Below are 12,995 nucleotides of genomic sequence, written 5' to 3'. Positions count from 1 at the left end.
ACGCCAGCGGCCCCGACTGCGGCCTCGGTGTCGCCCCTGCGAGTATTCGAGACACGGTGTCGGCGACGGTGCCCGGTGATCACCATGTGTTCTCAGCTTAGGGTTGCCTGAACCCGTGGGCAATCCTATTGGGGCACAACATCGTTGGTCCGTCTGTCGATTGTGATCATTCCCAGGTGCTCGGGGGGCGCATTCCGATGATCATTGGAATCATTCACATGGGCGTCGGTCCACGGTTGGGCGCGAACCCAACTTCGCAGTGAATGGTGGGCAACACGAGTGGGGCCTCGCATACTTGCGTCTATAGGGGTTACCGCCGACCCGAGCTGTTCGAACCGGCCGACGAGAAGTGCATGAGTTGGTTACCGACATCATCGATGTGGGCGCGGAATTCCCGATCGCCCGGCAGGCGCTCTGGGATCTGCTGCTCGAACCGCAGACCTATCCACGGTTATTCGCTGGCATCGGCGAGTGCGAACGCGTGGAATCCCGTACCGACAACGGCATTCTGGAGGTGCGGGTCGGTACACCGGAGTCCGGAATACGCACACATCAGGTGCGGTTGCGGGTGTGCCGCTGGTACGAGAGCTTCGAATTGGAATGCCTCGGAACCGGCAGTTTCGCTTCGGTCCGTCTGCGCGGCGATGAGAAGCACACCAGGATCGTCATTACCCTGTTCGCGGCGGGACGGATGCATCCGCTGCTGCCGGACCAGTCCAATGCCGCGGTGGCGGCGTGGGTCGACAGCGGCTTGCGGCACGCGGTCGATGTCATTCGCGGCGCACACACCTCGGTGGTGGTCAATGCCGAGAATTCACCGCTGCGGCGACAGGTCGGGGTGGCCAAGCAGATCATGAGTACCGGTGTCGCACGGCCCACCAATCCCGGGACAAGCATCAAACAGGTTCGCTCCCTGGCCAAATGGGGTTTCAATCTGGCGGGCGGCTACGCGGCGGGGTCCGCGCATTCACCCGATCGGATCGCCGTCGTCGACGACTCCGGAACCCGCACCTTCGCTCAGATGCACGAGCGCACGAATGCACTGGCCGGGTCCATGGCCACGCTGGGTCTCGCGTCCGGTGACGCGGTGGGGCTGCTGTCGCGCAACCATGCGGGCATGGTCGAAACCATGGTCGCCGCCGGGAAACTCGGGGTCGATGTGGCGCTGCTCAATGCGGGGCTTTCCGGGCGGCGCATCGAGGAAATCGTGCAGCGCCATCGGCTTTCGGCGCTGTTCGTCGATGGCGATCTGGAACAGCTGGTCCGCTATCTGCATACCGATCTGCCCCGCTTCAATACCGACGGCCGCCCGCCGGTACCCGGACGATCCACCATCGACGACCTGATCGCCATGGGGCACTCCGAATTCCGCATCCCGGCACAGCCCGGCAGGCTGATCGTGCTGACCTCGGGAACCAGCGGCACCCCGAAGGGCGCGCGCCGCCCGCATCCGAAGGGATTCGGCACCATCGCGGCGCTGCTGTCGCGGATTCCGCTCACGATGGATGCGGCGATGCTCATTCCGGCCCCGCTGTTCCACACCTGGGGGCTGGCCGGGCTGCAACTCAGTACAGCGCTGCGTGCGACGGTCGTATTGCCCGAGCGGTTCGATGCGGAGGATTGTTTGCGCCGGGTGGCCGAACACCGGGTCGAGAGCATGATCGTGGTGCCGACGATGGTGAATCGGATCCTCGATCTGCCCACCGCTGTGCGCGCACGCTACGACACGTCCAGCCTGCGCACCGTGATCAGCTGCGGCGCACCGCTGGCGGGGGCGACCGTGCTGCGGTTCATGGACGCCTACGGCGAGATCCTCTACAACGTCTACGGTTCCACCGAGGTCTCCTGGGCCACCATCGCGACCCCCGACGATCTGCGCACCGCACCGACCACCGCGGGCCGACCACCGCTCGGCACCAGGGTCGCGGTGCTCGGTCCGGATCAGCGTCCGGTTCCGATCGGTGTCACCGGGCATATCTTCGTCGGCAACCACATGCTGTTCGACGGATATGTCAATTCCGCGCCGCCCACCGAGGCCGACGGCATGCTCGACACCGGGGACCTGGGCTATCTCGATGTGGCGGGCCGCATGTTCATCGCGGGGCGCGATGACGAGATGATCATCTCGGGCGGTGAGAACGTCTTCCCGCGTCCGGTCGAAGAGGCGCTCGCGCATCTGCCGCAGGTCAGTGAGGTCGCCGTGGTCGGCGTCCCGGATACCGAATTCGGGCAGCGCTTGGCCGCCTTCGTGGTGAAACGTGAAGGCTCGGGGCTGGATTCGGATATGATCCGGTCCTATATTCGCAACCGGCTCAGCCGTTTTTCGGTACCGCGCGATGTCACCTTCCTCAACGCACTCCCCCGCGGCGAAACCGGCAAGATCCTCAAACGCCTACTCATCGGATCCGAGCCCGGAGAATCGTCTCCACTGGGCACCTCCGGCTCCGCCTGACCTTATCCGGGTTCCTGCGACGGTGCCGGCAACGCCAGGGTCGGCACCGCCATGGCAATCGCGACGACCGCGATGGCGGTCAGCATGACAATGCTGCCGTCCAGCGTGTGGCTGCGAAAGAACACCACGCTGAGCAGCGCCAACCCGACCGCATTGCCGATCTGCTCGATGGTGGGCAGCTGGCCCGATGCCTCGGCCATTTGACGCTCCTCTAATCCCGCCAGCATCAGCGGCTGCAGTTGCACGCCGAACAGACCGACCCCGAATCCGGCGATGAAGACCGGGCCCAGCGCCAAGGCGAGATTCACCTCGCCTGCGGTCAGCCGCAGATATGCCGCACCGATCGCCACGCAGCATCCGTACATCGCGATGCCGAATGCGAGTGCCCTTACCCCCCAACGCCTTACCAGCAGCAGCGAGGCGAGGGCACCGGCTCCCGCGCCGAGCGCGAACGGCGTCATCGCCACACCGGTTCGCAGGGCGGACCAGTGCAATTCGTCCTGCAGGGTGATCGATACGGTGAAGACGAATGCGGTGAACAGACCGAAGAAACTCGCCACCAGTGCGGCACCGATGGCGAAGCCGCGATCGGCGAACAGATCCAGGCGCACCAGCGGACTGCCGCCGCGTCGAACCAGCCTGCGCTCGTAGGCGAAGAACACCGCACCCAGCGCGAATGCGGCGGCGAGAACACCGAAAGGCCATGGCCGCCAACCGTTCTGCTGAATGTCGGCAAGGGCGGCGAGTAAGGCGAACAAGCTGACCGTGGATAAGGCCACGCCGCCCAGGTCGAAGCGGTCGCGTTCCGGTGGCCCGCCGAGGTGCAGATATCTGAAACCGAGGACGAACGCGAGCAGGCCGATGGGCAGATTCATCAGGAATATCGAATGCCAGCCGAGTCCGGCGATATCGCTGGTGACCAGCGCACCGCCGAGGATCGGTCCGAGCATTCCGGCGAATCCGGCGGTCGCGCCGTAGAGCGCGAATACCTGTTGATGTCGATTCGGTGGGAAGCTCGCGATGAGGATGGCGATCGTCTGTGCCGCCATCCCGGCGCCCGCGACCCCCTGGACGATTCTCGCGATTACCAATTCCGTTGCACTGGTGGACATTCCGCACCACACCGACGCGGCGGTGAATGCGGTGACCGAGACGAGGAAGACGGTGCGGCGGCCGAAGACGGCGCCGATACGCGCCGCGGTGAGCAGGGTGCACGCGAAGGCGAGCGAATAGCCGGAGACCACCAGCATCTGCGCCGATTGTGAGGCCCGCAGGTCGGCGGTGAGATTCGGCAGTGCGGTATTGACGATGGTCACATCGATCATCTGCATGAAGACCGCGATGAGGCAACCGGCGAAGGCGAGCCACGAACCGAATTCACCGCCTGCCCGCTCGTCGGATCGTCGTGTCCCGGTCTCCGTCACAGCTGATCCTCCCGAACGCGGGCATTCGAACGCGATGACGGTAACGAACCACCCGGTGGCTATCGCAGGTCAGCGATCGAATACTCGGTCAATCCACAAGCCGACCGGCACCCCGCTTGTGAACCGGCCCAAGTCGAGGCTCGCTCTCGGTCTGATCAGGCCGACAGATCGGTCGACTCGGCTCGGGCCATTTTCACCAGCATGTCGTGCAACTCCTTCGCCAACTTTCCCGCTCGCTCCCCGTGCAGCGCGACGTCGGTGAACGCATCGAGCAACGCAAGGCTCGGATCCAGTGGGTTGTAGGCGAGATCCGCACTGCCACGCAAGGATTCGGTAATCAGTCGGCGCTGCGCCTCGTGCCGGGCCCGAAAGTCCCCCGCGACATCGAGCGCACAACCGAACTCACGCACAACCGCCGCATACACCGGCCGATCGGCATTGCGCCGCCGCCGCAACCACCTGCGCGGACGCGCACTCCCCGCCTCCGGAACAAGGGTCGCCAGCGCCCCGCCATCGAGCACCATCCAGATCGCCGACGCATCCGACTGCGGCAACGCCGGAGACGGCCCACGTATCGCGGGCGCGCTGACGTCCGGATCGGTAATCTGTATGCCGCGCAAGGCAATCGGATACCTGGTCAGCATATCGTCGACCGCCGCGGTGACCTCCCGGACAACATACGTGTCCACATTCGGCCCATCGAATCCGATGATGTCCAAATTATGCTGCGCCGCCAACTCGACGGCGGTCGGCGGTGTCGACGAAGAATCCGCACCAGGGCGCGGCATCTCGACATCGGGATATGCCGGAAATCGCACCGCCTCGGATTCCTGAACGTAGACCGGCAGCGGTACCGTCTCCGGCTCGAACTCCTCCCCCGGCCGCACCACCTCGGGTTCTCGAACATAGACCGGCAGCGGACCCGACTCGGATTGCTGGACAAAGTCCGGCAGCGATACCGCGTCAGGTTCCTGGATATGTGCCGGTTCCAGCACTGCCTCCGGGCCAAGAACATCTGCCGGTAGCGCCACGCCCGCAGGCCCGGAAGCATCCGTTTGCATCGGCAGGCCCCCGGGCCCCTCGCTATCCACGGGCGGGTGTGCCGTATCGGGTTCCCAAAAGTACGTCGGTTGCGGCACGGAGTCGGGTACCCGAGCGTCCGCTGGCAACGGCACCGCCCCAGGCGTCTCGATATCCACCAGGGAACGTCCCGACTCGCGTTCCGAAGCATCGACCGGTATCGGCGGCCCAAAAACATCGACCGCTCGCGGCAAAGCCTCGTGTTCGCGAATATCCGGCGGCGACACTTCCACCCCGGGCGCCGCAACATCCGCTGATAGCGGCATCACCCCGGGCGGCTCAGTATCGACAGACAGTTGACCCGACTCGGGCTCCCGAGCACGGACCGGCGACGGCGGTTCCTGTACGTCCGCCGGTGGCGGCACAGCCGCGGGCACCTCGATATCTGCCGGTGGGTAGTGCGTCGTGGCCGAGGTGTCGGCCGGTTGCGGAATTGCCTGCGGCTCGCGTACATCCGCTGGCAGCGGCAGCGGGTCTGGCGGCCGAGCATCCACCGGCGGCGAAACTACCTCCGACTCTCGGATATCCGTCGACGGTCGAATCACCTCCGGATTCACGGTATTGCCCGCCAGGCCGCTCGGGGCCGACGCGGCGTCGGGTTCACGGATATCTGGCGGTAGCGCCACCACTGCGGGCTCGGCCGCATCCGCCAGCAGCGGCACAGCGGCTGGCACCTCGATATCTGGCGGTGGGTAGTGCGTCGTGGCAGAGGTGTCGGCCGGTTGCGGAATTGCCTCCGGCTCGCGATCATCCGCGAGTTGTGCCTCCGCCGTTGGCTTCGCGACTTCAGCGAGTAGTGGCAGCCGCTCCGGCGCATCGACATCCACTGGTCGTTGTACCGTCTCGGTTTCCTGAACATCTGGCGGTGGCGCAAGGGCCGCGGGCTCGGCGGCGTCCAGCGGCTGCGGCGGAATCTCCGGTTCGCCATGATCCACGGGCTGCCGTCGCGCCGTCTCGGGTTCCCGAATATCGACTGGCAGAGGTGGAGCCGGGTGTGTCCCGATATCCATCGGCACCGTCGATGCGACGGGCTCCGCAACATTCGGCGACAGGGGCGGAGGATCTGGCGGCCGAAGATTTATCGGTGGCGAAACCACGTTCGGCGCTTGGACATCCGTCGTCGGTCGAATCGCATCCGGTTTCGCGGTGATGCTCGGCCGATCAGCCGCTGCCGAAGCGGCCGCGTCGGGACCCGCGTAGACCGTGGTGGGTTGGCGGGGCTTGGTGCGCTGGATTATCGGTGGGGTTGGGGTCGCGAGTGGGAGTGGTTCGGACGCAGTGGATTTCGAGGGCTCGGCGGATGCATTCGATCTCGCCGGGCGTGGGCGGACCGTGCGTCGGGACCACGGAGTGTCCACACTGCGACGGGACCAGGGAGTGGGTGCGGGCTCACGTCCGAGTGGGCGGTGTCGACTCGTGGTGGGATGGTCTGTCGTCGGTCGACCCGATGCGATGTTCGGGCGCACCGCTGCGGATGTGACATCCGAACGCACCTCGGCACGCGGAACATCCAAATGCGCCGCAGCCGTCGGCACGTCCGAATGCACCGTAACAGGCGCGACATCCGGCCGCGGCGTCGCGTCCGACCGTATCTCTCCGGATCGGCCGAGCGAGCGCATCTCTGTGGATGCCGGGTCCGAAGGCACCGCAACAGACCGGACATCCGACTGCGGCACCTCGGACGCTACGTCGGACCGCACCTGCGCAGATGCGCCGGGTTGCACTTCGGCGGATACCGCCTCCGAACGCACCTCTCCGGCCTCGCCAACTGAATCCACCTCCGCGAATTCGATGGCGGCCTTCAACTCGACCACGGTTCGGTTGGCTTCGGCGATCAGGCGTTCCAACCTCGTGACCATCGCCCGCAGTTCGCCCGGGTCGAACCGCGACCGCTGATTCACCGAGGTCTCCTGCTGTGTCGTTACCGCGGTCAGGTGCAACCGGGTGTGCTGACCCGTAACCACGGTCCGATTCGCATGGACCCGAGTACGGACAGTGGCACAGTCAATCTTCACTCAGGTCGTCAAACCTCCCGAGATTGGGAAGTCCACACCTTGCCGAGCTCGACCGATTCGGGCAGGGTTCATCGGCCGAACTCAGAGGGCGCCGCCACCTCCGATCAACCACGGGTTGAAGCTGCAGTCGAGGTTCGAATGATGCGCGGGATCCAGGGCCTCGAGGGCGATGGAGGCCGAGCGCGGTGAATACATCATGGTCAAGTGGTCGGACAGATCCTGTTCGCAGCCGTCCTGCAGCGTGATGTTGTCGACCCGGGCATCCGGCCCGGCCAGCAGGAACGTCCAGTTGTAGGGATTGGTGACCTCGTCGTACCGCGATCCGACGATCGTGTAATCGATCCCGGGCACGGTATCGCCGTTCGCGTTCAGCCGCGCATAGAACGAAGACCCCACCGCCTGTTCGATATTCGACAGCCCGACGATCGGCTCGTAGAAACCGAGGATATTCACGCCGAGGTTGTTGATGGCCCGCCCCAGCAACGCGATGCCCATCAATGATGTGCCATGGTGGGTCGCACCGAAAGTGACCAGCTTGCCGACCTTATCGCCGCCCCCGTCGAATTTCAGATACTGATCGGCCACCGTGCCGCCCTGCGAGTGACCAACGATATCGACCTTCTCCGCGCCGGTGGCAGCCCGCACCCGCTCCACGAAATCCGCCAGCTGGCGGGAGGATTCGGCCATCGGCCCCACCCCGTATCGACCGGGCAGCGCCGCCCCGATCCCGCCCCCGTCCAGCAGCCCGGATCGCCCGAAATTGAAGGCGAACACACAGAATCCCGCCCGCGCCAGCTGCGGCGAGAGGTAAGCGAAGGTATCGAATGCGTTGAGCCAGGTGCCGTGCAGTAGTACCACCGGGTTCGGATGTTCGGCACTCGGCTTGCAGTCCCACCGGTTGGCACCCGCGGGTGCGGCGTCCGGATGGGTGAGACCGTAGGCGAAAGCCGCTAGGGCCGCGGTCATTTCGGGACCCTCGCCGACGGTATTGGATGCGATGCTCTTCGCCCAGCCCGATCCAGATCCACTTCCACTATCTACGATCGCCTGCGGCCGCCGCCCGTCCGGGGCCGGGGCCAGCCCCGCGTTGATCTGTTCTACGAGGAATTGCTGATCAGGGTCGGCGGGCTCCGCGCCCGCCGTACCGATTCCGAGCCCATGCGCCACGGCCAGTCCAGCGATGAGGGCGGCGCCCGCGAAGGCGCGACACCCGCGTTGCTTCATTGCAAACATTTCGTACTTCCCATCCCGATCGGTTCCGCGCGGTCGCTATGCCATGGGTCACAGATCGATCGAAATGTGATGGCCGCCATTGTGATTACGCGGTATTCGAAATCTAGGACGGTCCTTAGACGACGTCACTACACGGCACGACGAATAAACTCCGCACCGTGTTGTCGTCGACGACAAAGTTCTGGTTGAGAAAACCGAAACGTTGAAGTGCGCACTGTCCTCGGCAACAATCGGCGCATGGCAACCGCTACGACCTCGGCCACCCGAGACGCTCCATTGGTGACCCGGCTACTGACCAGGTGGCAGCAGATCTCCGAGCGCATGCTGGCCGAGGGCCTCGGTGCGACCCCGCCCGCGACGGAATTGCCCGAAGGGCATTTCACCGCGGAGGTGCTGCCCGCCATCTACGCCTGCGGCCGCGCCGTGTTGCAGGCCATCGGCGAAGACCGCGTATTCACCGGGGCCGAGGTCGCGGCCTTCGTGGCACCGGTTGCCGAACGGCATGCCGAAGACCGCTTTCCGCTGTCGATCCTGATCGAGGCAATCCACGGTTCGGCGCAGTCGGTGCTCGCCGAAGCCGCCGCCCTCGCGACATCCGATGAAATGGCCGATCTGGTCCAGGTCGGCTCTCGTCTGCTCGATCTGCTCAAGCACATCAATATCATCGTCGTCGAGACCTACACGGCGGTCGAACAATCCATCTACAACGCCGAGCGGGAAGCCCGCCGCGAACTGTGTTCGGCACTGCTGCGTGGTCAACCCGCCGACGAACAGGCCGCCCGCGCCGATACCCCGCTCAGCGAGCGCTATACGGTGCTCGGCATCCATATCGATTCCGACGACCAGCCCACCTCGGTCGCCGATCTACTGGCCCGGCGACGGATCCGGATCCTGCATCGCACCCTCGATACGATCAGCAACGGCACCGCACTGGTGACCTTCGACGGGTCCACCGGAATCGCCTTGCTCCCAGCATATTCCGAGGAACCGCGGCCGACGCGATATGCCGGGCTGGCGGGCGAGCTGGCCGAACAATTCGGCGCGGCAGCACATCTGGCCGAATGCCCGGCGGTCGCGCGCGCCGAATTGCCCGATGCCGCGAAGGAAGTGGCCGAACTCGCAACGCTCGCACGCCTACTCGGCCGCCCGACCGGCACCTACCGGCTCGACGATCTACTACTCGAATACCAACTCACCCGCCCGGGCCACGCCCGCGAGCGACTGGCCGAGCGGATCACCCCACTGCTGAGCAACCCCCACCTCCTGGACGCGTTGGAGGCACATCTGCGCTACGGCTCCGACCGCAAGGCCGCGGCGGCACGACTTCATGTGCACCCCAACACCTTCAGCTATCGACTGCGCCGCATCGCCGAACTCACCGGCATCGATCCCACCGATCCGAACAACTCGCGCCTGCTCGCCGCATCGCTGACCATCCAGCGCACACACCAAGCGCAGGATCCGCAGCGGTAAGACCGTTCAGGCGCCGATCCTGGCTACTGTTTCGGCGACTCGCTCCAGGTGATCGGTCATCGCCGCACGCGCGGCATCCGGTGCACCGGCCTCGATGGCCCGCACGATGGCCTCGTGCTCGCGGTCGGAATCGGTGCGGCGGTCCTGGGTGAGGTTCAAGAACTCCGATTGCAGGTCCAGCGCGCGGCGGGTGTCGGCGACCATCGCGGTCAGCATCGTATTGCCACTCGCGGCCGCGATGGCGGTGTGCAATTCGCCGTCGTAGCGCACCCATTCGTGCGCATCCGGGGCGGCCGCCAGCTTGTCCAGGATCTCGAACAGCTGCCGCACCTGCTCCGGCGTGCGGCGCTCGGCGGCGAATCCGGCGGCCGGTATCTCGACGAGCCGTCGCGCCTCGATCAGGTCACCGGCGCCGACGCCGGCGAAGGTCGGCTGGGTGTCGGCGTTCTTGGAGACGATGAAAGTGCCGCGGCCGGTATGGGTTTCGGTGAGTCCGAGGATGGCGCAGGCATGTAGCGCCTCACGGACCACCGGCCGACTCACCCCGAACTGCTTGGCCAGCGCCAACTCCGCGGGCAGGCGATCGCCCACCGCGTAATCGTCACTCTGGATGAGGCTCTTCAGCCGACGAAAGACCGCTTCGGTGGCGCCGATGCGCTGCACGTACCCTTCCTCGACCGTCACGCGACCCAGTATGTCATTGACAGTCGCTGTGACCCCCATTACAGTCAACCTGTCTTACAGCCTGACAGCCTTACTTCTTCAGGGCTGGATCCGGCCCACGGAAGGTTTTCGATGCAACACCACGACCAACAGTCGATCGCCACCACCACGCCCGCACCGCGGATCGATATCGGGGACCTCGGCTACCAGAAGCGACTACGCAAACGCCATATGCAGATGATCGCGATAGGCGGATCGATCGGCACCGGACTGTTCCTCGGCGCCAGCGGCCGGATGTCGCTCGCCGGGCCGTCGCTCGCCCTGGTCTACATCGTGTGCGGAATCTTCACCTTCATGGTGGTGCGCGCACTCGGCGAACTGGTCATGTACCGGCCGTCGTCCGGGGCGTTCGTGTCCTATGCCCGCGAATTCCTCGGTGAACGCGGTGCGTACTCGGTGGGCTGGCTGTACTTCCTGAACTGGTCGACAACACTGGTCGCCGACATCACGGCGGTCGCGCTCTACGCGCACTTCTGGTCGTTCTTCGTGCCCGTGCCGCAGTGGGTGCTGGCGCTCATCGCGCTGACGGTCGTCGTCGCGCTCAATGTGATGTCGGTGCGACTGTTCGGCGAACTCGAATTCTGGTTCGCGCTGGTCAAGGTCGGGACCATCATCGTATTCATGGTGCTGGCCATCGGATTCGTCGTCACCGGCACTTCGGTCGGCGACAACGTCCCCGGCATCTCGACGATCACCGATCACGGCGGACTGTTCCCCCGCGGTCTGGCACCGATGCTGACCATCGCGCTCGGTGTGGTGTTCGCCTTCGGCGGCACCGAGATGATCGGAGTCGCCGCGGGCGAAGCCGACAACCCGAGGCTCGTGGTGCCGCGCGCGGTGAACTCCATCATGTGGCGGATCATCCTGTTCTACGCGGGCTCGGTCATCCTGTTCACGCTGTTGCTGCCGTGGACGGCCTACTCCGCCAGTGAAAGTCCGTTCGTCACGGTGATGAGTTCGATCGGCATTCCGCATGCGGCCGATGTCATGAACCTGGTGGTACTCACCGCCGCGATGTCGAGCCTGAACGCCGGGCTCTACGCGACCGGCCGCACGCTGCGCTCGATGGCGGTGGCCGGTGCGGCGCCGCGTTTCGCGCAGCGGATGAACCGCAATGGCGCACCGTACGGCGGCATTCTGATCACCAGCGTTGTCGGCATCGCGGGCGTGGTGCTCAATCTGGTCATGCCGCAGAGGGCCTTCGAGATCGTGTTGAATCTGGCCGGACTCGGCATTGTCGGCACCTGGGCCTCGATCATGATCTGCCACTGGATCTTTGTGCGCCGAGCCGAGCAGGGGCACTACCGCAGGCCCGCCTTCCGGCTGCCGTTCGCACCGGTGCTCAATATCCTGACCCTCGTCTTCCTACTCGCGGTAATCGTGCTGATGTTCTTCGACGATGAGATCGGGCGCATCACATTGGCGGCATTCCTGCTGGTCGTCGCCGCGATGGTGGCGGGTTGGTACCGGGTGCGTGGACGGTTGGATCCGGACGTGCTCGCGCCGATGGAGGGCACCGGCACCGGATCGGATCACGCGTGAACTCGATCAGTACTGCGCCGCAACGCCTTTCACAGATCAGTGTCGACATTCTTTACACCGGTGGCACTTTCGGGATGGTCGATCATGGTGCCGGACTGCGTCCGCGCCAGGGACTTGGCGGCGAAATCGCCGAGGCTCTGGCACGATTCGAGCGAGACAGCGGTATCGCGGTTCGATTCGACTACACCGAACTCGAGCAGGTCATCGACAGTTCCGATGCCGGGTCCGATACCGCCCGCGGTATCGCCGAACGGGTCCGGTCCGGTATCGCGGAGCGGCGGCCGAACGGAGTCATCGTCGTGCACGGCACCGACACGATGGCCTATGTGGGCGCGCGGATGGCATTCGAGCTACGCGATATCGACGTGCCGGTCGTGCTGACCGGAGCGCAGATCCCGCTGGGACTTCCCGGTAGCGACGCACGGCGCAACCTGATGCTGGCGTTGAACAGTATTGCCGTCCAATCCGTTTCGGGAACAGCCATCGCCTTCGGCGAGTCTCTGCATCCCGCCGTGCGCGCCAGCAAACGCGCGTGCGACGACTACGACGGATTCACCACGGTCCGGGAATGCACACCGCCGCCCGCGCCGCCCCGGCTGCCCGATATTCAGGCCCGCCAGGACAGCGCGCCGGTCGGCCTGTTCACTGTCTTTCCCGGAATGCATCCGAGCCTCCTCGACGCGGCACTGCGTCACTATCGGGGCGGACTCGTGCTCGAGTGCTACGGCTCGGGCACATTGCCACTGCACGGTTCGGCAACGGTCGAGGCCATCCGTGCGGCCACCTCACGCGGGACGCCCGTGGTCGTCATCACCCACTGTGACAGCGGCACAGTCGATCTCGACCGCTATCAGCCCGGTCGGGCCATGCGCGCCGCCGGTGCCATCGGTGGCGGCGATATGACCAGGGAGGCCGCGCTGGCGAAACTGGGCTATCTGGTGGACCTCGGCATCTCCGGTAGCGAGCTGCGCCGGTGGATAACCACCAATCTGCTCGGTGAGCTGTCGAATCACGCTGCGATACAGCCGATCCCGCACACATCCAACTGAACAG

8 protein-coding genes are annotated in these 12,995 nt (G+C 65.3%); 4 read left to right on the top strand and 4 right to left on the bottom strand.

Features of this window, described 5'->3' with window-relative positions:
* Positions 1-358: 358 nt before the first annotated feature.
* Positions 359-2,452 carry an AMP-binding protein gene (locus ACQP1T_RS17695; protein WP_433762239.1) on the top strand — a complete coding sequence of 698 codons (2,094 nt, stop codon included), beginning with the start codon at positions 359-361 and terminating at the stop codon, positions 2,450-2,452.
* A 2-nt stretch (positions 2,453-2,454) separates the two neighbouring features.
* On the opposite strand, the gene ACQP1T_RS17690 is transcribed toward ACQP1T_RS17695, so the two are convergent.
* The 3 genes from ACQP1T_RS17690 to ACQP1T_RS17680 form a co-directional block, all read right to left on the bottom strand.
* Positions 2,455-3,876: an MFS transporter gene (locus ACQP1T_RS17690; protein ID WP_433761601.1), complete on the bottom strand. Its 1,422-nt coding sequence runs from the start codon at positions 3,874-3,876 to the stop codon at positions 2,455-2,457.
* A gap of 155 nt (positions 3,877-4,031) precedes the next feature.
* On the bottom strand, positions 4,032-5,891 hold the full coding sequence (locus ACQP1T_RS17685) for a hypothetical protein (protein WP_433761600.1): 1,860 nt from the start codon (positions 5,889-5,891) through the stop codon (positions 4,032-4,034).
* A gap of 1,161 nt (positions 5,892-7,052) precedes the next feature.
* The gene (locus ACQP1T_RS17680) at positions 7,053-8,195 is read right to left on the bottom strand and encodes an esterase/lipase family protein (RefSeq protein ID WP_433761599.1); all 1,143 of its coding nucleotides are present in this window, start codon (positions 8,193-8,195) and stop codon (positions 7,053-7,055) included.
* Positions 8,196-8,441: 246 nt separating this feature from the next.
* Here ACQP1T_RS17680 and ACQP1T_RS17675 point away from each other — a divergent pair, with 246 nt between their 5' ends.
* On the top strand, positions 8,442-9,677 hold the full coding sequence (locus tag ACQP1T_RS17675) for a PucR family transcriptional regulator (RefSeq protein ID WP_433761598.1): 1,236 nt from the start codon (positions 8,442-8,444) through the stop codon (positions 9,675-9,677).
* A gap of 6 nt (positions 9,678-9,683) precedes the next feature.
* On the opposite strand, the gene ACQP1T_RS17670 is transcribed toward ACQP1T_RS17675, so the two are convergent.
* The gene (locus tag ACQP1T_RS17670; RefSeq protein ID WP_433761597.1) at positions 9,684-10,361 is read right to left on the bottom strand and encodes a FadR/GntR family transcriptional regulator; all 678 of its coding nucleotides are present in this window, start codon (positions 10,359-10,361) and stop codon (positions 9,684-9,686) included.
* Positions 10,362-10,472: 111 nt separating this feature from the next.
* Between ACQP1T_RS17670 and ACQP1T_RS17665 the strand changes: the two genes are divergently transcribed.
* Positions 10,473-11,942: an amino acid permease gene (locus ACQP1T_RS17665; RefSeq protein WP_433761596.1), complete on the top strand. Its 1,470-nt coding sequence runs from the start codon at positions 10,473-10,475 to the stop codon at positions 11,940-11,942.
* Positions 11,939-12,991, top strand: coding sequence for an asparaginase domain-containing protein (locus ACQP1T_RS17660; RefSeq protein ID WP_433761594.1), 1,053 nt, complete (start codon positions 11,939-11,941; stop codon positions 12,989-12,991). Before ACQP1T_RS17665 ends, ACQP1T_RS17660 begins: the two co-directional genes overlap by 4 nt.
* The last annotated feature ends 4 nt before the right edge of the window (positions 12,992-12,995 follow it).

The organism is Nocardia sp. CA-135398, from assembly GCF_050955845.1.
Lineage (GTDB): Bacteria > Actinomycetota > Actinomycetes > Mycobacteriales > Mycobacteriaceae > Nocardia.
Note: the sequence above shows the minus strand (reverse complement) of the source record. Positions and strands in the feature narration are given on the sequence as shown.